We start from the raw sequence: 24,855 nt of genomic DNA on the forward strand, positions 1-24,855 counted from the left end.
TCACGCGTTCGGCAGGTTACGGGCGAGCGCTTCCAGCACCGCCATGCGCACGGCAACGCCCATCTCCACCTGTTCGCGGATCAGGGATTGCGCGCCGTCGGCGACCGCGGTGTCGATTTCGACGCCGCGGTTCATGGGGCCGGGATGCATCACGAGCGCGTCCGGCTTGGCGTAGGCGAGCTTCTTCTGGTCGAGCCCGAAATAGTGGAAATATTCGCTCGAGGACGGCACGAAGGAGCCGTTCATGCGCTCGCGCTGGAGCCGCAGCATCATGACGATGTCAGCGCCGTTGAGTCCCTCGCGCATGTCGCGCGCGACCTCGACGCCCATCCGCTCGATGCCGGGTGGCAAAAGCGTGGATGGTCCGACGACGCGGACGCGGGCACCCATGGTGTTGAGCAGGATGATGTTGGAGCGGGCGACGCGCGAATGCAGCACGTCGCCGCAGATCGCAACGACGAGCCCCTCGATCCGGCCCTTGTTGCGGCGGATGGTGAGCGCGTCGAGCAGGGCCTGCGTCGGATGCTCGTGCGCGCCGTCGCCGGCATTGATCACGGAACCGTCGACCTTGCGCGCCAGCAGTTCCACCGCGCCGGAGGCGTGATGGCGCATCACCAGGATGTCCGGGTGCATGGCATTCAGCGTCATCGCGGTGTCGATCAGCGTCTCGCCCTTCTTGATCGACGAGGATGCGACCGACATGTTCATGACATCCGCGCCAAGCCGCTTTCCCGCGAGCTCGAACGAGGACTGGGTCCGGGTGGAGGCCTCGAAGAAGAGGTTCACCTGCGTCCGTCCCCGCAGGACGGTGCGCTTCTTGTCAACCTGGCGGTTGAGCTCGACATATTCTTCGGACAGGTCGAGGAGGCCGGTGATGTCGGCCGCGGAAAGGCCCTCGATGCCCAGCAAATGCCGGTGGCCGAGGACGAAGGTCGATTTCGATGTCATTAAAAGCAGAGCTATAGGGGCGGACGGCGGGGGGAGCAAGGGGCAAACAGCGGGCGGGGAGTTATCCCCTGATCCTGTCGATCTGGAGGCTGCGGCCTGCCCTCCGTCATGGCCGGGCTTGTCCCGGGCATCCACGATCTTCTATCGCATTTGACGCAAAAGGACGTGGATGGCCGGGACAAACCCGGCCATGACGATCGGGGGGCATTCCGTGAAAAGAATTCTGACAGCGTTCGTGGCTGCAGTGACAGTCAGCACAGCCCACGCCCAATCGCTCCCCGGCGATTTCGTCTATCTGCGCGAGATCGATCCCAGCATCATCCAGGACATCCGCTACGCCACGTCGAACAATTTCGTCGGCCGTCCGCTCGCCGGCTACGACGCCGGCGAATGCGTGGTGAAGCGCGAGGTCGGGCTGCGGCTCAAGGCGGTGCAGCAGGAGCTGGCGGCGCAAAATCTCTCGCTCAAGATGTTCGACTGCTACCGGCCGGCGCGGGCCTCGCTCGACATGGTCAAGTGGTCGCAAAACGGTCGCGAGACCGCCGCCGAGCGGCGCTACAATCCCAAGATTCCCAAGACCGAGCTGTTCCGTCTCGGCTACATCGCAAGTCGCTCGCAGCATTCCACCGGCTCGGCACTCGATCTCACGCTGGTCGATCTCAAAGCTGACAATTCGAAGAGGTACGATCCGTCGAGGAGCTATGCCGACTGCACGGCGCCGGTCGAAGCGCGGGCGCCGGAGGGCAGTGTCGACATGGGCACCGGTTACGACTGCACCGACACCAAGGGCCATACCGCAGCACCGTCAATCACGCCGGAGCAGCGCGCCTGGCGGAAGCGGCTGGTGGCTGCGATGGCGAGGCAAGGCTTTGTGAACTATTCGAAGGAGTGGTGGCATTTTTCCCTGCCTGGGGCCGGCGGGGCGGCCTATGATTTCCCGATCCAGCCGCGGCGGAACTGATTCCGCGCCGAGGAAACCCGATGACCCAGCCGAGCTTTGCGACCCACGAGGTCTTCAACCAGTCGCCGCCGTTCGAGGATGTCGACCTGTTCAGCGTAGATCGTCCGCTGGTCGAGTCCGTGAAGGCCAATGGCGGTGCGGCGGCGGAACGCGAGCTGTCCGAATTCGGCAAGCACTGGGGCTCGGCCGCGATGGCCGATCGCGGGCGCCTCGCGAACGAGAACACACCGAAGCTGCGCACCTTCGACGCAAAAGGCAATCGCCGCGACCAGGTCGAGTTTCACCCGGCTTATCACGAGCTGATGGCGCACAGCACCCATGCCGGCGTGCACAATTCGACCTGGACCGCGAACGGCAAACCGGCGGGCGATGCCGCCGAAGTCATTCGCGCGGCCAAATTCTACATCGCCGCCCAGGTCGAGACCGGCCATCTTTGCCCGATCACGATGACGCGCGCCTCCGTCGGAGCGCTGGCGATGCAGCCGGATCTGCTTCAGAAGGTGATGCCGGTGCTCTCGACCAGGAGCTACGATCCGAGCTTCGCACCGTGGTGGGGCAAGCGCGGCATGACGCTCGGCATGGGCATGACCGAGAAGCAGGGCGGCACCGACGTGCGCTCCAACATGACGCGGGCCGTGCGCGAGGGCGGAGCCTATCGCATCACCGGCCATAAATGGTTCATGTCGGCGCCGATGTGCGATGCGTTCCTGGTGCTGGCGCAGGCCGAGGGCGGGCTGACCTGTTTCTTCATGCCGCGCTTCGCGCCGGACGGCTCGGTGAACGCCATCCAGTTCCAGCGGCTCAAGGACAAGCTCGGCAATCGCTCCAATGCCTCGTCGGAGGTCGAGTTCGTCGGGGCCTATGCGCAGGCGGTCGGCGAGGAGGGCAAGGGCATCCGCACCATCATTCAGATGGTGCAGCTGACGCGGCAGGATTGTGCGATCGCCTCCGTCGGCCTGATGCGCTCGGGGCTGGCGCATGCGCTGCATCACGCCCGACACCGCAGCGTGTTCCAGAAGCATCTGGCCGATCAGCCTCTGATGCAGGCGGTGCAGGCCGACATGGCGCTGCATGTCGAGGCCAGCACCGCGCTGGTGATGCGACTCTGCCGCGCTTTCGACCGGACGCCGCATGATGCGGCGGAGGCTGCCTATATGCGGCTGCTGACGCCCGCGATCAAATACTGGACCTGCAAGAGCGCGCCGCCGTTCCTCTATGAGGCGATGGAATGCCTCGGCGGCAATGGCTATGTCGAGGACGGCATCCTGGCGCGGCACTATCGGGAGTCGCCGGTCAACGCGATTTGGGAAGGCTCCGGCAACGTGATGTGCCTCGATGTGCTCCGCGCGCTCTCGCGCGAGCAGGATGCCGCGATGGCGGTGCTTCAGGCTCTCGCGGCCGAGACGAAGGGCCTGCCCGGGGCGGCGGAGGCGGTCAGCTTCATCGGCACGACCTTTCGGCGCGCCGACGGCGAGCGCGTCGCGCGGCTGGCGGTCGAGAAGCTGGCATTGCTGGCTGCGGCCGCGGCGCTCAATGCCGTGTCGCCACACAATGCCGAATTGTTTGCCACGACGCGTCTCGCTGCCAATCACGCCAGTATGTACGGCGCGGTCGAGCTCGACAGCGGTGAGGCTCGCGGGCTGCTGGAGCGGGCGCTGCCGTGAGTGTTTGCTGTGTCATTCCGGGGCGGTCCGAAGGATCGAACCCGGAATCTCGAGATTCCGGGTTCGATGCTGCGCATCGCCCCGGAATGACGGTGACGTTCTAACGAAAGCCTCTTGATGGACTCCCTCAATCCCGACCATCCGCCGCTGACCGAGACGCCGGCGACGCCGCGTGCCTGGAAGTTCTGGGGCACGGCGCTATGGGGCCTCTTCATCTTCGTCGCGATGTTCGTCGGCCAGATCGGCGCCGTCGTGCTGCTGGCGGTCTTGCGTGGCCTGCCGATGGACCTCGCCTCGATCCAGCTGGTCGGCCACGAGCCTCAGACCCTGGCGCTCTCGGTCATCATGGGCCTGCCGGCGACGCTTCTGGCGGTGTGGCTCGCCATCGCTATCAAGAAGGCCTCCTTCGTCGACTATCTGGCGCTGCATTGGCCGTCCTGGAAACAGCTTCTGTTCGGTGCGGTCGGGCTCATCCTGATCGTGCTGGTCTGGGAGACGATGTCGCGCGCGCTCGGCCGCGAGGCGACGCCGGGCTTCATGACCGATCTGTTGAAATCGGGGCGCGACAAGGGCGCGGCGCTGCTGCTTCTGTTCGCCTTCAGCGTGGCTGCGCCGATGTCGGAAGAGGTCCTGGCGCGCGGCTTCCTCTATCGCGGCTGGTCGGCGAGCTTCCTGCGCGTGCCCGGCGCGATCCTCTTGTCGTCGCTGGTGTGGACCATCGTCCACCTGCAATACGACATGTACTTCCTCGCCGAGGTCTTCACCATCGGTCTGTGGTTCGGCTACATGCGCCATCGCGCCGGTTCGCTCTGGCTCACCATCGTGCTCCACGGCCTGAACAATCTGACTGCGGTGGTGCTGACGATGTGGCTGGGGGGCTAGCCAGGCGGCTGCCTCACACTCCGCCATTGCGAGCGCAGCGAAGCAATCCAGAGTCCCTCCGCGGCGGCATTCTGGATTGCTTCGTCGCAAGGGCTCCTCACAATGACGAGCCGAGACAGATGTGCTCGCAATGTCGAGCTAGGCCACCAGCGCGATCGCGATCGGCATCGTGATCGCGGCCAAAATCGTCTGCAGCGTGATGATCTGCGCCAAGAGCGGTGCATCGCCGCCCATCTGGCGCGCCAGCACGTAGGCGCTGGGTGAGGTCGGCACCGCCGCGCAGATCGCGACGATCGCGAGGCTGTTGCCTGCTAGCCCGAACCAGATGGCGAGCACGAGTGCAAGGACCGGCATCAGCACCAGCTTGAACCCCACGCCGAGCGTCGCGCTCAGGCTCGGGCGGAAGAGGCCCTTGAGCTGGAGGCCGGCGCCGGTGACGAGCAGGCCGATCGCCAGCGAGGAGCGGCCGAGCGCGTCCGCCACCTCGTGCCAGATTTTCGGCAACGGCAGGTGGGTGACATTGACGAAGAGCCCGATGGCGCAGGCCCAGATCAGGGGATTGCGCACCAATGTCATCACGATGGCGCGGCCGGATTGCTTTTCGGGCGCGGCATAATGCGCGAGCACCGCGACGCTGAAGACGTTGACGAGCGGGATGATCGCGACCATGGCCACCGAGGCGAGCGCCAGGCCGACATCGCCGAACATATTGGCGGAAACGGACAGCGCGACATAGGTCTGCCAGCGCGTCGCGCCCTGGAAGATTGATGTGAAGGCGGGGCCGTCGACGTCGAGCCGCGCCAGGAGAGGGCGGAGCGCGAGGCAGAGCAGCGACATCGCCAGCGCCGACAGCAGCAGCGCGCCGCCGACACCGGCGACCGGCACCTTGGAGAGGTCGGCCTTCACCAGCGTCTGGATCAGCAGCATGGGGAAAAGCACGAAATAGGTCAGCCGCTCCAGCCCGTGCCATTGCGTGTCGAGCCGCATCAGGCTGCGCTTCAGCACCACGCCGAGCACGATGAGGATGAAGACCGGCAGCAGCGCCGCGACCACGACGGCCATCGGTCAGGCAGTCCCTGGACCGAGATTAGCGAGACGGTCGAGCGCGCCTTGCAGGATGAAGATCGCGGCATGCTCGTCGATCACCTCGGCGCGCTTGGCGCGGCTGACGTCCATGCCGATCAGCTCGCGCTCGACCGCCGCGGTCGAGAGCCGTTCGTCCCACAGGCCGATGGGCAGCGCGGTCAGGCCGGCAAGGTTGCGGGCAAAGGCGCGGGTGGATTGCGCGCGCGGGCCCTCGCTGCCGTCCATGTTGATCGGCAGGCCGAGCACGAAGCCGACGACCTTGCGCTCCGCCGCGATCGCGAGCAGACGGGCGGCATCCTGCTTGAATTGCTTGCGCTGAACCGTCTCGACGCCGGTCGCAAGCCGCCGGTCCGGGTCGGACACCGCGACGCCGATGGTCTTGGTGCCGAGATCGAGCCCGACCAGTGCGCCGCGCGCGGGCCAGTGGGTTGCAGCATCGACGAGGGGCAGGATAAGAGCCGGCATGGCTTAGCGCATATCACGCGTCGCGCCGCGGAGTGAACCCGGAACCATGGATGCGCTGACATTATTCGGCCTGTTCGCCGTCACGGCAATGCTGGTCACCTACGCCCTGGAAGATCGCAGCCATTGGTTCGTGCTGCTGTTCGCCGTTTCCTGCGCGCTTGGCTCGACCTACGGCTTTCTCCAGGGCGCCTGGCCGTTCGGTCTGGTCGAGGCGATCTGGGCGATCGTGGCGCTGCGGCGGTGGTACCTGAAGCGGTAGATCGTCCGGTGGCCGCAAGCCGCGCGCGACATCGTGATGCCCAGCTGCGTCGATCAATTGTGGGAAATCTCACACTGGTGAGGTTGCAGACCATGGCATGATGCCGCGTGGTTGCGTGGCAGTCGATATACAGGTCTAAAGTAGTGTCGGGTGCATGCCCCCGATTTCCGCAGCGACCGGCAGTCCGGCCCGCGCTGCAACTTGGCGTCAATTTTTGGGGCGCCGATCACGTCCAATATTCGCCCAGCCATTTGAGAGGTCACGATGCTCATCAAGCCAAGCCTGATCGCGGGCTCAGAAAGACGCTTCAAGCAAGCCGAGTTCTCACCCGAAGCCTTGAACCGGAAATTGGGTGACGGTCCGATCGAGATGACCGTCGAAAAGATGCGCCTGCGCCAGCGCCAGCTGCTGGCCGAGACGCAGGACGTGGAGAAAGCCGAGATCGGCCTGGAGCGGATCCTCCAGGGCAATGATCTCGACAGCATCAACTATCTCGCCAAGGGGACCGCCGCCTCGCGCTCGGTGTGCCGCATCCAGCTCAGGGATCTCAAGTCGAACCTGCTCGGTTATGGCTCGGGCTTCCTGATCGGCCCAGGCCTGTTGCTGACGAACCATCACGTCTTCGGCAAGCCGGCCGAAGCCGCCAATTCGATTGCCGATTTCAACTATGAGCTCGACGTCGCGGGGCAGGAGCGCGTGCCGGTGCGGTTCGGCTTCGAGCCGGGCAAGTTCTTCTACACCAACGACAGGCTGGACTTCTCGATCGTCGCGGTGGCGCCGACCTCGCTGTCGGGCGAAGAGCAGCTCGAGGACTTCGGATGGCTGCCGCTCAGCGGCGCGCCCGGCAAGGCAGATCCCGGCGAGTATCTCACCATCATCCAGCATCCCAGCGGGCAGATGAAGCAGGTCTGCGTCCGCGAGAACAAGCTGCTCAAATATGTCGGCGACTTCCTCTGGTACAACACTGACACGACCGCTGGGTCTTCGGGCTCGCCGGCGTTCAACCGCTTCTGGCAAGTGGTCGCGCTGCATCACAGCGGCGTTCCCCGCAAGGATTCTCAGGGCCGCACCCTGACCAAGGACGGCAAGGTGTGGAAGCCGTCGATGGACGAGACCCTGATCGACTGGATCGCCAATGAGGGCATCCGGATCAGCGCGATCGTCGCCGATATCAAAGTTGCCGTCGGCTCCCATCCGCTGATCAAGCCGGTGCTGGAGGAGGAAGAGCCGCCGAGCCGGCAAGAGGTTGCGAAGGTCGGAGCTCCGGCTGCCGCGCCTGGTTTCGGCGCCAATGTCTGGGTCGAGCAGTCGCTCGACGGCACCTCGCTGGTCGTTCCGATCCGCGTGCCGCTGCCGGTGTTCAGAAAGGACATCCCGTTCGCGCCGCCGGCACCCATGCCGGGACCTGTGGGGGGCAACGGAGGCACGACGAACGGCGGCATGCACAACGGCGGCACGCCGTTGATTCCCCCGCCGGCCGGCCTGCTGCCTCACATCAGCACCAACAACGGCCTGCCCATGGAGGCCGTGCATATCGATCAGAGCACGCTGAAATCGCGTCCCGGATACAAGGCGAACTTCCTCGGCAGCGGCAAATTCGCGGTGCCGTTGCCGAAGATTCCGGCCTCCCTCAAGCCCAAGATCGCGATGCTCAAGGGCAGCTCCAAGCAATCCGAGCTGAAATATTTCAACTACAGCGTGGTCATGAACAAGGAGCGCCGGCTCGCTTTCTTCAGCTGCGTCAACATCGACGGGGGCAAGCAGCAGGACGTCGGCAAGCGCGAGGGTGATTCCTGGCTGCGCGATCCGCGCATCGACGACGATGCCCAGATCGGCGACGAGTTCTACCGCAAGCAGGCCACCTTCGAGGCAGATCGCAGCAAGAATCCGTTCGACCGCGGTCATCTCGTGCGCCGCCTGGATGCGGCCTGGGGCGACACCGTCACTGCGGCCAAGCAGCATGGCGATGATTCTTTCCACTTCACCAATTGCTCGCCGCAGTTCTTCTCGTTCAACCAGGGCAAGCAGCTGTGGGCGGGACTGGAGGATTATACGCGTGATGTCCTGCTCGAAGGCGAGGCGAAGGGCATCGTCATGAACGGTCCGGTGTTCGACGGGCCGGACGCCGATGGATCCGATCTTCCCAATCCGGCAGGCCGGCCGCACAAGGATCCGAGCTTCGGCGGCGTTCAAATCCCGAAATATTTCTGGAAGATCCTGATCCGACGCAACGAGGATGACGACGCTCTCAAGGCGGCGGCCTTCCTCATGAGCCAGCGAAACCTGATCATGGAGATCGATCGCATCCAGGAGGTGGATCTGCGCGAGCGGATGTCCGAGGAGGATGTCAGCGTGTTCCAGGTCTCGATCGCGGACCTGACGCGGTTGACCAAGCTGGATTTCGGCACTCTCACGGAAGCGGATTCGCACGAGGCGACCTCGGTCGGCCCACGGCGGATCGAGTCCTATGAGGATATCCGGCTCTAAAGGATGCTGAAATACCGAGGTGGCGTCACCGCGTCAGGCCGCGATGACGTCCTCGTCGGTCTTCAGGCAAGCGGCAAAGCCTTGCAACGCGCTGTATTGATGTCCGGCGCGACGCTGGATGAAGAGGGTCTCGGCGCGCGCATGCGCGACGCTCAACGTGTGGATCGAAACACTGCCGTTCATCGCGCTACGTTCGACGACCGCACGCGGCAGCAGTGTCACGCCCATGTCGGCGGCGACGCAGCCGATCATGCCGTCGAGCGTGCCGAGCTCGAAGCGCGCCGCCGACGGCCAGCCGAACTCGACGAAGATCTGCTCGAGCCTTTGGCGGTAAGTGCAGCCGGTGCGGAACACCAGCGCGGTCGGTCCCGATTCCGGCGTGCCGGCGCGTAGCGCGGTCAGCGAGCTCCAGCGCCGCGCGCTGACCAGCACCAGCTCCTCGCGGAAGGCGCTCGTTGCGGTGAGGTCGGCGTGCGTGATGGGGCCTGCGACGAAGGCGCCGTCGAGCGTGCCGTCGAGCACGCCGGCGACGAGGTCGGCGGTCGGTGCGGTCCGTAAGGACAGCCGCACCGCGGGAAAGCGGCGGTGGAAGTCGGCGAGCAGCGGCGGCAGCCGCACCGCCGCTGTGGTCTCCATCGAGCCGATCGCGAGCGGTCCCTTCGGCTCGCCATCGTCACGCGCGGCCAGCATGGCTTCACGTGACAGCGCGGCCATCCGCTGTGCATAGGGCAGGAGGCGCTTGCCGGCACCGGTCAGCGTCATGCCGCGGCTGTGACGTTCGAACAGAGGCGTGCCGATCTCGGCTTCCAGCGCCTTCACCCGCTGGGTGACGTTCGACTGCACCGTGTTGAGCTCTTCGGCGGCGCGGGTGATGCCGCCGGTGCGGGCGACCACGGCGAAGGTCTGGATGTCGCTGAGTTCCATCGTATCGTTTCGCTTTTGAGATGGTAGCGTTCACAACAATTCAATTTTCGAGAATGCTAGTCGCGCTTACTGTCGCTGTCCAGATCCGGGAGGGGCCATGTCCATTGCGACGTCATTGACGAGGCTGCTGGAAATCAAGCACCCCATCCTGTTGGCGCCGATGGATGTCGTCGCGGGCAGCCGGCTCGTTGCGGCCGTGAGTAACGCCGGCGGTTTCGGCATTCTTGGCGGGGGCTATGGCGAGCGGACGTGGCTGGAGCAGGAGACTGCGAAGCTCGCTTCCCTGTCGGCGCCGTTCGGGATCGGCTTCATTACCTGGAGTCTGGCCAAACGGCCCGAGCTTCTCGACATCGCGCTCGCCGCAAAGCCGTCTGCGATCATATTGTCGTTCGGCGATCCCGCGCCCTTCGCAGCGAAGATCAAGTCGGCCGGGGCGCGTCTGATCTGCCAGGTCCAGGACGAGGCGATGGCGCGGCAGGCGCTCGAAGCCGGCGCCGAGATCCTGATCGCGCAGGGGACGGAGGCTGGCGGTCACGGCGCCTCCCGCACCACGGTCGATCTCGTGCCCGCGATCGTCGATCTTGCCGCGGGCGTGCCGGTGGTCGCGGCCGGCGGCATCGCCGACGGGCGCGGGCTAGCCGCCATGATGATGCTGGGGGCGAGCGGCGTGCTGCTCGGTACGCGCTTCTACGCAAGCCGCGAGGCTGACGGCGCGGACGAAGCCAAGCGGCGCATCTGCGCCGCAAGCAGCGGCTCCACGGTGCGCGGCATCATCTTCGATCTCTCCCGCAACAATGTCTGGCCGGCGCCGTTTACGGGACGATGCCTGATCAATGATCACGCCCGGCGCTGGATCGGCCGCGAGGTGGAGTTGATGCAGAATGTCGCCACGGTCGCGGCCGATTATGCTGCCGCGAAAGAAACCGGCAATTTCGATATCGCGGCCGTGATCGCGGGCGAGGCGGTCGGCCTGATCCATGATATTCCACCGGCGGCGGAGATCGTGGAGCGGATTGCGATCGAAGCGGAGCAGTTGCTGGACAGGCGACGCAATTCGGTAGCAGCGGCGTAGAATTCTTCACCCTCCCCTGGAGGGGGAGGGTAAGGACCAACGAGAGAGAACAACCATGTGGCCTGACCGTCGACTGATCGACCTCTTCAAGACCGAATTTCCGATCGTGCTGGCGCCGATGGCGGGCGTGATGGATGCGGAGCTGGTGATCGCTGTGGCGCAGGGCGGCGGGCTCGGCTCGCTGCCGAGTGCGATGATCTCGCCGGAGAAGGCGCGCGAGCAGGTCGGTCTGATCCGCCAGCGCGTCAAGGCGCCGGTCAACATGAACTTCTTCTGCCACACGCCGGTCGAGCTGACGAGCGAGGCCGAGGCGCGCTGGAAGCAGCGGCTCACGGGCTATTACACCGAGCACGGACTCGATCCCGCTGCGCCGATCGCTGCGGCGAACCGCGCGCCATTCGATGCGGCCTTCTGCGAGGTCGTCGAGGAGCTGAAGCCGGAAGTGGTCAGCTTCCATTTCGGCCTGCCGGAGCAGGCGCTGCTCAAGCGGGTGAAGGCAGCCGGCTGCCTCGTGATCTCGTCGGCAACGACGGTGAAGGAGGCGGTTTGGCTCGAACAGCGCGGCGTCGACGCCGTGATCGCGCAAGGGGCCGAGGCCGGCGGCCATCGCGGCATGTTCCTGACGGACAAAATCTCCGAGCAGCCCGGCACCTTCGCGTTGGTGCCGCAGGTCGCCGATGCCGTTAAAGTTCCGGTGATCGCGGCCGGCGGTATCGCCGACGGGCGCGGCATCGCGGCCGCCTTCGCGCTCGGCGCCTCCGGTGTGCAGATCGGCAGTGCCTATCTGCGCTGTCCGGAATCGAAGGTCAGCGCGGGCGGGCGCAAGGCGCTGGCCGAAGCCGGGGACGATTCCACCGTCATCACCAATGTCATGACCGGTCGTCCGGCGCGGGGCGTGCAGAACCGCCTGATGCGCGAGGCCGGCCCGATCTCGCCGGACGCGCCGCCGTTTCCCCACGCGGCGACGGCGCTGGCTCCGCTGAAGGCGGCTGCCGAAAAGCAGGGCAGGGTGGATTTTACCAACCTCTGGGCCGGCCAGGCCGTGGCCCTCGGCCGTGAGGTCCCTGCGGCCGAATTGACCCGGGATCTCGCCAAGTCGGCGCTGGCCCGCATGAAGGCCCTCGCAGGATAGGGGAAGGCGCCGGTTGCGGCGCAAAACCGGCCTCTGCTATACGGCACTCAGGTTTTACCGTGCTGGGTTTTGCCGTGAGAGGCCTTATATAATGTCCGTCGACGCCGCTACCGTCCGCCGTATCGCGCATCTGGCGCGCATTGCGGTTTCCGAGGACGAGGTTCCGCATCTGCAGGGCGAGCTCAACGCCATGCTCGCCTTCGTCGAGCAGCTCTCGGAGGTCAATGTCGAGGGCGTCGAGCCGATGACCTCGGTGACCCCGATGCAGATGAAGAAGCGGCAGGACGTGGTCGACGATGGCGAGATCGCCGACGATATCGTTGCCAACGCGCCCGCGACCGAAGGTCACTTCTTCCTGGTGCCGAAGGTCGTGGAGTAAAGTCTTCAATTCAGGACGCCGTCCGATGTGCATGCTTTGCGACGATGAGAAGGCCTATCAGGCCTACATGAACTATCTCGACAAGATGGAGCGGCAGGGCAAGGCCGCCGATCCCAACGTCGCCGTCAATGCCGTGCTCGACGAGCTCGAGGCCGCCGCAAATGCGGCCGCCAAGAAAAACGTCAGGCAAGACGACCCGGCCAACGACAAGGCCCTGTCTCCGTTCTTCTGCAGCCCGATCAATAAATGACCGATTTGACATCGCTGACGCTCGCCGAGGCCCGCAAGGGCCTCGCGGCCAAAACCTTTACGTCGCTGGAGCTGACCGACGCGCATCTTTCCGCGATCGAGGCGGCGCGCGTGCTCAACGCCTTCGTCATGGAGACGCCGGACCAGGCGCGCGCCATGGCGAAGGCCGCAGACGAGAAGATCGCCAAGGGCGAGGGCGGTCCGCTCGCCGGCATCCCGCTCGGCATCAAGGATCTGTTCGCGACCAAGGGCGTGCGCACCACGGCGTGCTCGAAGATCCTCGGCAATTTCGTGCCGACCTATGAGTCCACCGTCACCTCGCAGCTCTGGCGTGACGGCGCGGTGATGCTCGGCAAGCTCAACAACGACGAGTTCGCGATGGGCTCGGCCAACGAGACCTCGTGCTTCGGTCCCGTCGGCAATCCCTGGCGGCGCGAGGGCAGCAATACCACGCTGGTGCCGGGTGGCTCGTCCGGCGGCTCGGCGTCGGCCGTGGCCGCGCTGCTGTGCATGGGCGCCACCGCGACCGACACCGGCGGCTCGATCCGCCAGCCGGCGGCGTTCACCGCGACCGTCGGCATCAAGCCGACCTATGGTCGCTGCTCGCGCTGGGGCATCGTCGCCTTTGCCTCCTCGCTCGACCAGGCCGGCCCGATCGCCCGCAGCGTACGCGATGCCGCCATGCTGCTGCGCTCGATGGCCGGACACGATCCGAAGGACACCACGTCTGTCGATAAGCCTGTGCCCGATTACGAAGCCGCGATCGGCAAGTCCGTGAAGGGCATGAAGATCGGCATCCCCAAGGAGTATCGTCTCGACGGCATGCCGGCCGAGATCGAGAAGCTCTGGGGGGCGGGCGCTGAGTGGCTGAAGGCGGCCGGCGCCGAGCTCGTCGAGGTGTCGCTGCCGCACACCAAATACGCGCTGCCGGCCTATTACATCGTAGCCCCCGCAGAGGCGTCCTCCAATCTCGCGCGCTACGACGGCGTCCGCTATGGCCTGCGCGAGCAGGGCAGGAACATCGTCGAGCTCTACGAGAACACCCGCGCGGAAGGGTTTGGCGCGGAGGTGCGCCGCCGCGTCATGATCGGCACCTATGTGCTCTCGGCCGGCTATTACGACGCCTATTATCTGCGCGCGCAGAAGGTGCGCACGCTGATCAAGAAGGATTTTGAGGATTGCTTCGCCAGGGGCGTCGACGCGATCCTCACCCCGGCGACGCCGTCGGCCGCCTTCGGCATCGGCGAGAAGGGCGGCGCCGACCCGGTCGAGATGTATCTCAACGACATCTTCACGGTGACCGTGAACATGGCAGGCCTCCCCGGCGTCGCGGTGCCATCAGGCAAGGACGCGCAGGGGCTGCCGCTCGGCCTGCAATTGATCGGCCGGCCCTTCGACGAGGAGACGCTGTTCTCGCTCGGCGAGGTGATCGAACAGGCCGCCGGCCGCTTCACGCCGACGAGGTGGTGGTGAATGTCGCGGCCTTCATCGCGAGCCTCGACGGCGCGGCGCCTGCGCCGGATCTGAGCGCGCCGCTTCGAGGTCTCTGGTGGGCCGCCAAGGGCGACTGGGACCAGGCGCACAGGATCGTTCAGGACGACCAGGGCGGCGACGCCGCCTGGGTGCACGCTTACCTGCACCGCGTCGAAGGCGATCTCGGCAATGCCGGCTACTGGTATCGCCAGGCCGGCAAACCCGCGGCAAAGGATTCATTGGAGGCGGAGTGGGAGCGGGTCGCTGCCACGCTGCTCGGGAGCAAGACATGAGCACGGCCACGCATAAGCTTCTCAAAGGCGCCACCGGCGATTGGGAGATGGTCATCGGCATGGAGATCCATGCCCAGGTGACGTCGAACGCGAAACTGTTCTCGGGCGCGTCGACCGCGTTCGGCGGCGAGCCGAACAGCCACGTGTCGCTGGTCGATGTCGCGATGCCGGGCATGCTGCCCGTGATCAACGAGGAATGTGTCAGGCAGGCTGTCCGGACCGGGCTCGGTCTCAACGCGAAGATCAATCTGCGTTCGGTGTTCGACCGCAAGAACTATTTCTATCCCGATCTGCCGCAGGGCTACCAGATCAGCCAGTACAAATCGCCCGTGGTGGGTGAGGGCGAGGTGATCATCGACCTCGACGGTGGCAAGACGGCCACCATCGGCATCGAGCGGCTGCATCTGGAGCAGGACCCCGGCAAGATGCTGCACGACCGTTCGCAGTCGCTGTCCTACATCGATTTCAACCGTTGCGGCGTGGCGCTGATGGAGATCGTCTCCAAGCCTGATATCCGCGATGCCGAGCAGGCCAAGGCCTATGTGAGCAAGCTGCGCTCGATCATGCGCTATCTCGGCACCTGTGACGGCGACATGGAGAAGGGATCTTTGCGCGCCGACGTCAATGTGTCCGTGCGCAAGCCCGGCGCGCCGCTCGGTACCCGCTGCGAGATCAAGAACATGAACTCGATCGCCTTTATCGGCCAGGCAATCGAGTATGAAGCGCGGCGCCAGATCGAGATCCTGGAGGACGGCGGCCAGATCGAGCAGGAGACCCGTCGGTTCGACCCCAACAAGGGCGAGACCCGCTCGATGCGCTCGAAGGAAGAGGCGCACGACTATCGCTACTTCCCCGACCCCGACCTGCTGCCGCTGGAGTTCAGCCAGGCATTCGTCGACGAGCTGAAGGCGAAGCTGCCCGAGCTGCCCGATCAGAAGAAGGCGCGCTTCGTCGCCGATCTCGGCCTGTCGGCCTATGATGCGAGCGTGCTGGTCGCCGAGCGCGAGAGCGCGGTGTTCTACGAGACAGTGCTAGACAAGCTCGGCAACCGCGCGCGCGACGGCAAGATGGCGGCGAACTGGGTGATCAACGAGCTGTTCGGCCGTCTCAACAAGGAAAGCCGGGATATTACGGGCTCTCCGGTGAACGCGGAGCAGCTCGCGGCGATCGTCGATCTGATCGGCGAGGGCACGATCTCGGGCAAGATCGCCAAGGATCTGTTCGAGATCGTTTGGCAGGAAGGCGGCGATCCCCGCGCACTGGTCGAAAGCCGCGGCATGAAGCAGGTCACCGACCTTTCGGCGATCGAAAAGCTGGTCGATGACATCATCGCGGCCAATCCGGACAAGGCCGCGCAGGTCAAGGACAAGCCGCAATCGCTCGGCTGGTTCGTCGGTCAGGTGATGAAGGCATCGGGCGGCAAGGCCAACCCGCAGAGCGTCAACGATCTGCTCAAGTCCAAGCTCGGCGTCTGACGTCGCGCGTTCGAACGAGGTGACGGAGAGTGTCCGTCACCTCGCTTTCAAGTCCGCGATGCGATGCTCGCACGCGTCCCGGCGGCAAACTTCATCCCAATCACCGGCACTGCGGTGCCCGAATCGCCGTCACGCGATTCGCGCAAAACGGCGGCTCGCGCACGCTGCGGCGAGCGCTTGCGCCGTTAAGGATGAAAATATTTTCGTTGCCAAAAATCGCGACTCAGAGTCCGCAAAGCGCCTCCGCGAGAGCTTCGCGCGATTTGCCGCGCCTGTCGTCGCATCGATCGCACGCGATGCGCGTGCGCAGAAAAATACTTGCTGCATAGTGTTTTCGTGCATTCGCATCGCTCGCAAACATCGACGATGCGCCCATTCTCTGCGATCGCACCGACGTGCCGTGCGGCGCACTTGCATCGCGCCCGCCAAGCCCACGCGCGTTGCTGCGTCAACACTTCTTTAAGCGAGACGCTGTTTTTTTCTTCGTGTTGGTGTATTCGGGATGAAGTGCATTCGATCCCCGAGTGCACGCAGCGATTAAAGCCATCTCACACATCGGAGGGCAACATGGCCAAGAAAGCGAAGAAGGCGAAGAAGGCGAAGAGCGCAGTGAAGAAGACTGCGAAGAAGACCCGCAAGGTCGCGAAGAAGAAGAAGTAACTTCGCTTCTGAAGTTGCCGGCTCCTAGCAGCCGGCACGTCATCAGCGCCTCGAGGTTCTGATCGACGATAGAGGGTGTCGGCGAGACATCAGGTCAACGGTCGGACCGTTCTCTTTCACGGTCCGGCAGAAGAAACGAGTTTTCTTCGTTCGGTGCGGTTCTCCCCAGTGAGCTCCGCAATTTCACAAGCGGCCTTCGGGTCAACGTGGAATCTGGTCCTGACGTGTTCGCCGACGCCCTCGTTCTCCTGAGCCGGGGTATTGCCGGCATTCCGTATCCCCCGACATTGCTGACCTGACCGCGACGTGATCGCGCTGCCATGCCCGAGCTGCCCTTGGGGCAGTTGGAGTTGCGACCTGACGCCTGCCGCTTCCGCGGTCGCGGTGTCGTCCCCCGGTTTCTTCAGCCCGGCGACATGGTCGACGCTCGAGGCTGGTGACCCGGTCCTGCGAGGCGGGCCGTCATTGAATTGATCCGCTGCGGCGAACCCGCTTCCCATTGGAGCCCGTCAGTCATCAGGCTCGCGTGATCCGCCCCATGGATCGCACCCCCATGACACGCGCCACCGCGCGCGATGGTTATCGATGTCCTGAAATCCCAGGGTAAACCGAATCTGACGAATCGCAGAAGTGCCTGCAAATCAGGGGCTTTTCGAATTCTGCGCGCTCGCGCCCCGCGCTCGCGTTTACGTCCGCTTCATCGCGATGCTTAAACTGCCATTCAAATTTGCCCGCCATCATCGCCTCCAACAAGCCGGCAAACGGCGAGGGGAAGAGTTGAGCAGTGCATGATCCCGGGAAGGGTCATGGACACCAGAGTTGGACGGGAGCCGCGCTCGGGGGAACGAGGCGGCATAAGAAGACAGGGGATGCGTGATGTTTCAGGGGACTTTCGATCTGGAGACGGCGACGCCGATCGACGCGAGCGCGCTGTCGGATGTGCTGTTCGAGCGCGGGATCTATTGGGCGAGCGGCCGCTCCGGCCTCGTCGATCTCGTCGCCGCGCACAAATGGTTCAACCTCGCGGCGTTGAAGGGCCGCAAGGACGCGGTGGCGCTGCGCCAGGAGGTTGCCGGGCAGATGTCGGATGCCGAGATCTCGGCCGCGCAGCGTGAGGCGAGGGCTTGGATTTCCGCTCACTGAACCGAGCATCGCAGCCACACCCGTAATCGCACGGGTAGGCCTGGTTGCGCTGAATCAAGCTTGCTCGTCGTGCCGCCCCATAAGACCGGAGCGGTATGAATGATCCCGACACGAATGAACGATGGCTGCCGATTCAGATCGCGCCCGAAGAGTGCGACCTGGAACTTGGACGCCGGCACAAGACCGGGATTCTGCCCTGGCCGTTTCCGTGCCGGCGCAGGTCCGGCGTCTGGTTCAATGTCTGGGCCGACGAAGCCGTGCTGATTTCGCCCTCGCATTGGCGGATCTGGCGGTCCCACCGCTAGCAGCCGAGGCACGTATATAAAGGGGGCGCGCGAAACGAGCTGAGGTCAGCGGTGCTGGCGCCAGGCTTTCGCACGGGCCCCGCGACGCTTTCAGGTGAAAGAACGCTCAGATCCTGACCGATTCTAGCTGGGTGGCGGAGAGGGAGGGATTCGAACCCTCGATACAGCTTGAGACCGTATGACGCTTTAGCAAAGCGTTGCCTTCAGCCACTCGGCCACCTCTCCGGTGCGAGCCTTATGCATCTAATTGCTTGGGCGGGTCAATTTGGAAGCGTGTGTTTTTGCTCGAATACTCCCAGCGTTTTTCAGAGTTTGCGTTCGGGCAAGGCCGTAAGGCGGCGAGAATGAGCCCAGAGCCGGAATGTTCTGCCCAGGTTGAAGGGCGGTGCCGGGCCTGAAAACGCCTCTGCCCGTGTAAAAGCCTGAGTTTGCTGTAAAATTCGACGCGGTGGGGGGAGGAGGGCCTGTCGAAGGTCCGAATCGCCTCATCGTCGCGAGCCGATCGCAATAACCCCACCATTCATAAAGGGTGCTGATCGCGCCCACTGGCCATGCCTGCACCCGGCCGGGAGTCAGGGAGCAAGTCGATGCCTTCTCCTTGAGTCTCGCGCTGATTCCGCGATTCGAGCGCGTCAAAGCTCTTCAGAGCGAGGACTCCTCTGGCGGCGCCTCAAGTGGGGAACTTTGATGGCAAACGGAACCGTCCAAAAAATCTTAGCAATAACAATACGTTAAAACGACGCTTTGATCACATCTGCGTGTTATTTGTGCAACACCCGCTGGAAAACAAGTCCCACGCGCCCGTTTCGCAGCGTTCTCTTGTTGTGTGTGCAAGGACGTTCGGTAATTGTGACTGAGCGACGGAGGGGGGCATCCCAAGGTCGTCCCGTTTAGGTCATTCGCTTAAGTCCCTCGCGTTCATGCGGGTGTGTCCGAAGGCGCGAAGGGGGCCAAAGCGGTGATTTAGAGGGGGTTGGGGAATTGGCCGTCCGGTCAGTGACCTTCCCTGAAGAGCAACTTGGAGGTTTAACATGAAGTTGGTTAAGAGCCTTTTGCTCGGCTCAGCGGCGGGTCTGATCGCCGTGGGCGGAGCTCAAGCAGCTGATCTGCCCGTGAAGGCCAAGGCGGTCGAGTACGTGAAGATCTGCTCGCTGTACGGCGCGGGCTTCTACTACATCCCGGGCACCGACACCTGCATCAAGCTGGGTGGTTATCTGCGCGCTGAAGTCGCGCTGAACACCAACTCGGACTTCAGCGGTCAGCTCACCGGCAACAACGGTGCGCGTAACCGCCTGACGAACTACTACACCATGCGCGCTCGTGAAGATCTCAACATCGACACGCGCACCGCGACCGAGTACGGCGTCGTCCGTACCTTCTTCGACGGCGTGTTCTCCTGGACCACCGGCAACTATGCCGGCACGGGCAGCGCGACCGGCACGACCGCCTACAGCGGCACGCTGGCGCTCAACACCTCGGGTGCGACCCCGGCTCTCGTTGGTTCGTCGATCAACGGCACCGACGGCAACACCTCGGGCGGTTCGCTCGGCGTGTACTACGCCTTCATCCAGTTCGCTGGCTTCACCATGGGTAAGGCCGTCTCGCAGTTCGACGCGCCCTGGACCAACTATCCCGGCAACAACTTCGACAGCCTCGTCGGCGGTTCCGGCACGGTCACTGGTGTCAACCAGTTCACCTACACCGCTGACTTCGGTCAGGGCGTGACGGCGGCGTTCTCGGCTGAAGACGCGACGGCCTACTACCAGGCGGGCAACCTGAATATGTCCGGCGCCTCTGCGGCTGGCATGATCGGCGGTTCGTACGGCTCCAACGCCATCGGCGGTTCGCGTTCGCCGAACCTCGTCGGTATGGTCCGTGTCGACCAGGCCTGGGGCCTGTTCCAGGCGTCGGTCGCTGCGCATGACAACCACGTTGCCTACTACGGCGCCACCGAGCCGACTGGCCACCCCGACGACAAGTGGGGTTGGGCGGTTCAGCTCGCTCTGTCGATCAAGAACATCCCGACCGGCGCGGGTGACACGATCAACATCCAGGGCGTCTACACCGACGGCGCGTCCCGCTACAACTTCCAGAACCTGGCGGGCGGCAGCTACTCGATGTTCGGCAGCTCGGGCGTTGCCTACCAGAGCGTCGGCTTCGCCATCGCTCCGGACACCGTGTTCGTGACCGGTTCGGCGCAGGAGACTGTGAAGACCTGGGGCTTCCGTGGTGCTTACACCCACAACTGGGATCCCTACTGGAACACCGCGCTGTACGGTGCTTGGGCTCAGGCACAGTTCGGCTCGCTGGCCAAGACCACGCTCTGCGGCGCGACTGGCACTGGCGGCGTGTTCGGCGGCCTCGCGGGTGTCACGGGTTGTAACCCTGACTTCTCGATCGCCCAGGTCGGTATCATCACCCGCTGGACCCCGGTCAAGAACCTCACGTTCTCGGCTGACCTGAACTGGACCCATCTCGACCAGAAGTACTCCGGTACGGTTGGTTACGCTGGTTCCGGCACGACGGCCAAGCCGGCCGCTGTGTACGAGCTGAAGGATCAGGACACCATCACCCTGCTCCTCCGCGCTCAGCGCAACTGGTAAGTTCGGTCTAACGACCTCACAGAGAGCCCCGGCGGGAAACCGCCGGGGCTTTTCTTTGCCGACCACCCTCAGCTGCCGGCAATCTCTCGCCCCCGCTCGTCCGCTCCCGCTTTATGCCGCTATCGCGGAATCCGTGCGCGCTCGCCATCGATCGATTCTTTGTCGGACGCGAAGAAGGGCTGACCGCGGTGAGGGGCACCGCGTCTGCGCGTCATCCGACCGGCGCATCCGCGGACCAGCGGGCCGCCGATATTCTCCTGCAAATCCACACGGATCCGGTCTTGCCGCACCAGGCGTCTCAGCAGCCCCTCGGAATCGAGACGGAATGCGCGGCAGCAGGTTCGGCGGTCGCCGATGCCGCTTGACCTCATCCCGAGCAGACCGCTGCAAGCGGCTGTCTCGAAGGACATGGCGTCCGATCACGTCGCCGCTAGAGCATGATGAAATTAGACTCGGCGGGCTGTCGGTGATTCACCTCTCCCCGACGGGGAGAGGTCGGATTGCCTGGCGATGCGAAGCATCGTCAGCGCAATCCGGGTGAGGGGCCGCGGCACTGAGCGAGACCAAATCTCCTCACCCGGACCGTATCTTCGATGCGCTCCGACCTCTCCCTGCGGGAGAGGTGCATTGAGCCCTGAGCGCACATCGATTCAAGCTCATCCTGCTTTAGGACCCATGCCGATTGCCCTGCGTCCCAGGGAGCGCTCGCACTTCCTGCGCAACTTCGGATGTCGTCCGCAGGCGTCGCGACCAGACGACTCGCTGCCGATGCTGAGCGAGAATGCCGCTACTCGACGCTGCCGGCGCCGCGGCGCAGATCGGCCTCGATCTGCAAGCGCGAACCGCCGCCGAAGCGGGCGCGGTAGACCTGAAGGTTCTCCATGATCCGCTGCACGTAATTGCGCGTCTCCGAGAACGGAATCAGCTCGACCCAGTCGACCGCGTCGACCTTGGGATCGCGGGGATCGCCGTAGCGGTCGATCCATTTCTTCACGCTGCCGCGGCCGGCATTGTAGGCGGCAAAGGTCATGATGTAGGAGCCGCGATAGTCCTCGAGCAGGCCACCGAGCTCAGCCGAGCCAAGCGTGGCGTTGTAGACCGAATCGTTCTTCAGCCGGCCCAGATCGTAAGTCGCGCCGTGCCGCTTGCAGACATAGCGCGCAGCGTCCGGCGTCACCTGCATCAGCCCGTAGGCCTGCGCCGGCGAGACCACACGGGGGTTGAACGCGCTTTCCTGCCGCGCGATCGCGTAGACGATGCTGCGCTCGACCTCGGGGCCGATCGGAGTGAAGTGGGGAATGCCGTTGACGGGGTAAGCGTAGAAGTCGAACGGCAGGCCACGATTGAGCGCGGCCTTGCCGAGCAGCAGCATGCCGCGCGCATCGCTGTAGCGCTGGGTGAGTTCGCCGAGGCCCGCGAGCGCTTCGGGATCGCCGTTCTCGCCCATGTCGGCCAGCAGCGGCACCGCCAGCTCGCGCTCGTCCAGCTCGTAGAGCAGCTGCGCGGCGCGCACGATCTCGAGCCGTTCGGCGCCACGGCCGCGCGGCTGGCTGTTGAGCTCGATCTGCGGCAGGCCGAGTTTTGCGCGCGCGAGCTGGCCGTAATAGCTGGTGGATTGCTCGGCCGCACGGGCGTAGGCGTTGCGTGCCTCCTGTTGGCGGCCCATCGCTTCCGCGGCGCGGCCCTGCCAATAACCGGCGCGTGCCAGCGTGGTCGGATTGACGCTGCCGACGCCGATGCGGGCAAAATGCTGGGCGGCGGTGGCGGGATCGTTGAGGAAACGCAGCGCGATCCAGCCGGCGGTGAATTCCTGCTCGGTCTTGTAGATATCGCGGGAGGGCAGGGCCGCATCGCGCGCAATCAGATAGGCGCTGCGGAATTCCTCGGTGTCGATCATCTTGCGCGCCAGCAGGCGCCGCTCGATCCACCATTCGTCGAGATTGTAGAGCCGGCCCGGATCCTTCGGTGCCGACAGCATGAGCTGGGCGGCTTCAGCGAACTTCTCCTCGCGGCGCAAGAGCTGGATCTTGCTGAAGATGAAGCCGGGATCATTGTGCAGCTCGCGCGGGACCGCATCGAGCAGCGCGCGCGCGTTCGGCGCTTTCTTGACGGCGGCGATGCGGGCCTTGGCAAGCGCGACATAGCCGGCACCGAGCCGCTTGGCGGCGCGCAACGCGGCCTCGTTCTCGCTGCCGTAGAGCAGCGTGTCCATCCGCGCCTTCTGGTCGCCCGGCGTCAGCAGGGCGCCGAACTGATCGAGCGCGTTGTTCTCGGTGTCCTCCGACATCGGATCGCTGCGCCAGGCCTCGCGCACCAATCGCTCGGCATTGGCACGGTCGCCGCGCGCCAGCATTGCCTTGGCGAGGGTGAAGCGGCCCTTGGCGGAGATCGGAGATTCATTCTCGAACCATGACCACGCCACTGAATCGTCGCGCCTGTCGTCCCACATCGCAGCTTCGAGGCGCCGGCGCAGGAATGTCTGTGACGGCCAGCTCGGATTGGCGGAGAGGAAGGCGCGGTAGCGCTCGACTGTCGCGCCATTGTCCTCGCTGCGCAGGATGATCCATTCCGCGAGTTTCCGCGCGACCGGATCCGAAATGCCGGCCGCAGCATCGGTGGCGTCACCAGCCTTGCGCTTGCGCACGAGCTCGATGACGCTCTCGAGGGTTTCCTTGTCGCCCTGCGACGTCGACGAGGTCGCAGCGATCGCGGCCGGTATGACCGGCTTGCGCGGCGCGGCGTGCTGGCGGGTCGCCGGCGCGAGCACGGGGGCTGCGGCGGGGCGCGGGGCAGGGGCGGAGGGTCTGACGGTGGCGGTCACCGCCGGCGCGGGGGCCGGTTTCGGAGGCGAGCCGTTGGCGGCCGGATGTGATTTCGGCGCAGCGGCCGCCGCGGCGGGCTTGGGCTTGTCCTTCGCGGCGTCCTTACCGGCGTTCTTGCCGGCATCTTTGCCATTGTCCTTGGCCGGTTTCTTCGCCGCATCCTTGGCCGGTGCGCTCGCCGCGCCCTTGGCTGCGTCTTTCGTGGCTTCCTTGCCGATGTCCTTGCCGGTTCCCTTGGGCGAACCCTTCGCCGCGGCTGGCTTCGCCGCGTCCTTGGCAGCGTTCTTTGCGGATTCAGCGGTCGTCTCGTTGGACTTGTCGTTGGACTTGGCCAGGGCGGCGCAGCCGACCGAAAGCCCTGCCATCAGGCACACGACCAGACCGGTGGATCGCCAGGCGGCGCGAGGGAATGAGGTCACGGGTGTCGTCGCCCCGAATCAGTCAAGTGGCTCAAGATCTAGCTGTATTTGATTGAATATGCGGACAAAATACCAACAGCCGCTTACCTCGGACCGATTTGCACCACCACCGCGGCAAAATCGCGGCCTAAACGGTGCGTCACGCGGCAGCGGGCCTTTTACCGGCGGGATAGACCCGATATGAAAGGGGCTTGCTCAAGAGATAGCCGCGTACGGAGGAAGTCCATGGCAGCCAAGACGAAATTCCGGGGGTCCTTCACCGCCTTGGTCACCCCGTTCAAGAACGGCTCGCTGGACGAGGCGGCGTTCCGCTCCCTGGTCAACTGGCAGATTTCAGAGGGCACCAACGGCCTGGTCCCGGTCGGCACCACCGGCGAGAGCCCGACGCTCAGCCATGACGAGCACAAGAAGGTGGTCGAATGGTGCATCGCTGAAGCCAAGGGCCGCGTGCCCGTCATTGCGGGAGCCGGCTCGAACTCGACCAAGGAGGCGGTCGAGCTCTCCCAGCACGCCGAGAAGGCAGGCGCGGACGCTGTGCTGGTGGTGACGCCGTACTACAACAAGCCGACCCAGGAAGGCCTGTACCAGCACTTCAAGGCGATCAACGACGCGATCGGGATTCCGATCATCATCTACAACATCCCGCCGCGCTCGGTGATCGACATGTCGGTCGACACCATGAAGCGGCTGTGGGAGCTGAAGAACATCGCCGGCGTCAAGGACGCCACTGCCAGCATGGTGCGCGTGTCACAGCAGCGCGCCGCGATGGGCGAGGACTTCAACCAGCTTTCCGGCGAGGACGCCACCATCATCGGCTACATGGCCCATGGCGGCCATGGCTGCATCTCGGTGACTTCGAACGTCGCGCCGCGCCTCTGCGCCGAGTTCCACGCCGCCTGGCAGAAGGGCGACACCAAGGCGGCACTCGCGATCCACGACAAGCTGATGCCTCTGCACAACAACCTGTTCATCGAAAGCAATCCGGCGCCGATCAAATATGCGATGTCGCTGCTCGGCAAGCTGGACGAGACGCTGCGGCTGCCGATGGTGCCGGTGTCCGAGCCGACTCGCGTTGCGGTGCGCAGCGCCATGGTGCACGCTGGCCTGATCAACTGAGGTTAGGCCTTGGGGAGCTTGCAATGAGCGGGGTCGAC

General features: G+C 64.7%; 21 protein-coding genes and 1 tRNA gene. 16 read left to right on the forward strand and 6 right to left on the reverse strand.

From position 1 onward, the window contains the following. On the reverse strand, positions 1 to 948 hold the full coding sequence (locus P6U31_RS16540; RefSeq protein WP_128926140.1) for an aspartate carbamoyltransferase catalytic subunit: 948 nt from the start codon (positions 946 to 948) through the stop codon (positions 1 to 3). A 190-nt stretch (positions 949 to 1,138) separates the two neighbouring features. Here P6U31_RS16540 and P6U31_RS16545 point away from each other — a divergent pair, with 190 nt between their 5' ends. The 3 genes from P6U31_RS16545 to P6U31_RS16555 all read left to right on the forward strand — a co-directional run bounded on the left by P6U31_RS16545 (position 1,139) and on the right by P6U31_RS16555 (position 4,455). Then, a complete protein-coding gene (locus P6U31_RS16545; RefSeq protein ID WP_407189860.1) occupies positions 1,139 to 1,909 on the forward strand; it encodes a M15 family metallopeptidase in 771 nt (256 codons plus the stop codon). Between the two features lie 20 nt (positions 1,910 to 1,929). Next, entirely contained in the window at positions 1,930 to 3,573 is a 1,644-nt protein-coding gene (locus tag P6U31_RS16550; RefSeq protein ID WP_407189446.1) for an acyl-CoA dehydrogenase family protein, read from the forward strand. Between the two features lie 117 nt (positions 3,574 to 3,690). Continuing rightward, entirely contained in the window at positions 3,691 to 4,455 is a 765-nt protein-coding gene (locus P6U31_RS16555) for a CPBP family intramembrane glutamic endopeptidase (protein ID WP_407189447.1), read from the forward strand. Positions 4,456 to 4,593: 138 nt separating this feature from the next. On the opposite strand, the gene P6U31_RS16560 is transcribed toward P6U31_RS16555, so the two are convergent. Both P6U31_RS16560 and ruvX read right to left on the reverse strand, forming a co-directional pair. Beyond that, positions 4,594 to 5,517, reverse strand: a complete 924-nt coding sequence (locus P6U31_RS16560) for an AEC family transporter (protein WP_407189448.1) — start codon at positions 5,515 to 5,517, stop codon at positions 4,594 to 4,596. A 3-nt stretch (positions 5,518 to 5,520) separates the two neighbouring features. Next, on the reverse strand, positions 5,521 to 6,006 hold the full coding sequence (gene ruvX / locus P6U31_RS16565; protein ID WP_298244756.1) for a Holliday junction resolvase RuvX: 486 nt from the start codon (positions 6,004 to 6,006) through the stop codon (positions 5,521 to 5,523). Positions 6,007 to 6,052: 46 nt separating this feature from the next. Here ruvX and P6U31_RS16570 point away from each other — a divergent pair, with 46 nt between their 5' ends. After that, the gene (locus tag P6U31_RS16570) at positions 6,053 to 6,265 is read left to right on the forward strand and encodes a hypothetical protein (protein ID WP_407189449.1); all 213 of its coding nucleotides are present in this window, start codon (positions 6,053 to 6,055) and stop codon (positions 6,263 to 6,265) included. Positions 6,266 to 6,529: 264 nt separating this feature from the next. Next, complete coding sequence (locus P6U31_RS16575) at positions 6,530 to 8,752, forward strand: DNA/RNA non-specific endonuclease (protein WP_407189450.1); 2,223 nt, start codon at positions 6,530 to 6,532, stop codon at positions 8,750 to 8,752. A 33-nt stretch (positions 8,753 to 8,785) separates the two neighbouring features. Here P6U31_RS16575 and P6U31_RS16580 read toward each other — a convergent pair whose 3' ends face one another. Beyond that, on the reverse strand, positions 8,786 to 9,676 hold the full coding sequence (locus P6U31_RS16580; protein WP_407189451.1) for a LysR substrate-binding domain-containing protein: 891 nt from the start codon (positions 9,674 to 9,676) through the stop codon (positions 8,786 to 8,788). Positions 9,677 to 9,773: 97 nt separating this feature from the next. On the opposite strand from P6U31_RS16580, the gene P6U31_RS16585 reads away from it, so the two are divergent. The 9 genes from P6U31_RS16585 to P6U31_RS16625 all read left to right on the forward strand — a co-directional run bounded on the left by P6U31_RS16585 (position 9,774) and on the right by P6U31_RS16625 (position 17,857). After that, complete coding sequence (locus P6U31_RS16585) at positions 9,774 to 10,748, forward strand: NAD(P)H-dependent flavin oxidoreductase (RefSeq protein ID WP_407189452.1); 975 nt, start codon at positions 9,774 to 9,776, stop codon at positions 10,746 to 10,748. A gap of 55 nt (positions 10,749 to 10,803) precedes the next feature. Then, positions 10,804 to 11,880, forward strand: a complete 1,077-nt coding sequence (locus tag P6U31_RS16590; RefSeq protein ID WP_407189453.1) for an NAD(P)H-dependent flavin oxidoreductase — start codon at positions 10,804 to 10,806, stop codon at positions 11,878 to 11,880. A gap of 91 nt (positions 11,881 to 11,971) precedes the next feature. After that, entirely contained in the window at positions 11,972 to 12,259 is a 288-nt protein-coding gene (gene gatC / locus P6U31_RS16595) for an Asp-tRNA(Asn)/Glu-tRNA(Gln) amidotransferase subunit GatC (RefSeq protein WP_128265297.1), read from the forward strand. Positions 12,260 to 12,284: 25 nt separating this feature from the next. After that, positions 12,285 to 12,509 (forward strand): hypothetical protein, encoded by a 225-nt coding sequence (locus P6U31_RS16600; protein ID WP_407189454.1) that lies wholly within the window; start codon positions 12,285 to 12,287, stop codon positions 12,507 to 12,509. Beyond that, positions 12,506 to 13,981, forward strand: a complete 1,476-nt coding sequence (gatA, locus tag P6U31_RS16605; protein ID WP_407189455.1) for an Asp-tRNA(Asn)/Glu-tRNA(Gln) amidotransferase subunit GatA — start codon at positions 12,506 to 12,508, stop codon at positions 13,979 to 13,981. Before P6U31_RS16600 ends, gatA begins: the two co-directional genes overlap by 4 nt. Further along, positions 13,972 to 14,274 carry a hypothetical protein gene (locus tag P6U31_RS16610; RefSeq protein WP_407189456.1) on the forward strand — a complete coding sequence of 101 codons (303 nt, stop codon included), beginning with the start codon at positions 13,972 to 13,974 and terminating at the stop codon, positions 14,272 to 14,274. The genes gatA and P6U31_RS16610 overlap by 10 nt, the downstream gene beginning before the upstream one ends. After that, the gene (gatB, locus tag P6U31_RS16615; protein WP_407189457.1) at positions 14,271 to 15,749 is read left to right on the forward strand and encodes an Asp-tRNA(Asn)/Glu-tRNA(Gln) amidotransferase subunit GatB; all 1,479 of its coding nucleotides are present in this window, start codon (positions 14,271 to 14,273) and stop codon (positions 15,747 to 15,749) included. Before P6U31_RS16610 ends, gatB begins: the two co-directional genes overlap by 4 nt. A gap of 1,536 nt (positions 15,750 to 17,285) precedes the next feature. Further along, positions 17,286 to 17,552 carry a hypothetical protein gene (locus P6U31_RS16620; protein ID WP_407189458.1) on the forward strand — a complete coding sequence of 89 codons (267 nt, stop codon included), beginning with the start codon at positions 17,286 to 17,288 and terminating at the stop codon, positions 17,550 to 17,552. Positions 17,553 to 17,647: 95 nt separating this feature from the next. Then, on the forward strand, positions 17,648 to 17,857 hold the full coding sequence (locus tag P6U31_RS16625; RefSeq protein ID WP_407189459.1) for a hypothetical protein: 210 nt from the start codon (positions 17,648 to 17,650) through the stop codon (positions 17,855 to 17,857). Between the two features lie 132 nt (positions 17,858 to 17,989). Here P6U31_RS16625 and P6U31_RS16630 read toward each other — a convergent pair. Continuing rightward, positions 17,990 to 18,082: transfer RNA gene (locus tag P6U31_RS16630), tRNA-Ser, on the reverse strand. An 806-nt stretch (positions 18,083 to 18,888) separates the two neighbouring features. Between P6U31_RS16630 and P6U31_RS16635 the strand changes: the two genes are divergently transcribed. Continuing rightward, a complete protein-coding gene (locus P6U31_RS16635; protein WP_407189460.1) occupies positions 18,889 to 20,460 on the forward strand; it encodes a porin in 1,572 nt (523 codons plus the stop codon). A 787-nt stretch (positions 20,461 to 21,247) separates the two neighbouring features. Here P6U31_RS16635 and P6U31_RS16640 read toward each other — a convergent pair. Then, positions 21,248 to 23,647 carry a transglycosylase SLT domain-containing protein gene (locus P6U31_RS16640; protein ID WP_407189861.1) on the reverse strand — a complete coding sequence of 800 codons (2,400 nt, stop codon included), beginning with the start codon at positions 23,645 to 23,647 and terminating at the stop codon, positions 21,248 to 21,250. 279 nt (positions 23,648 to 23,926) lie between these two features. On the opposite strand from P6U31_RS16640, the gene dapA reads away from it, so the two are divergent. Continuing rightward, positions 23,927 to 24,817, forward strand: a complete 891-nt coding sequence (gene dapA, locus P6U31_RS16645) for a 4-hydroxy-tetrahydrodipicolinate synthase (RefSeq protein ID WP_128926121.1) — start codon at positions 23,927 to 23,929, stop codon at positions 24,815 to 24,817. Positions 24,818 to 24,855 lie beyond the last annotated feature (38 nt).

It is taken from the genome of Bradyrhizobium centrosematis (assembly GCF_045571495.1).
GTDB classification, from domain to species: domain Bacteria; phylum Pseudomonadota; class Alphaproteobacteria; order Rhizobiales; family Xanthobacteraceae; genus Bradyrhizobium; species Bradyrhizobium centrosematis.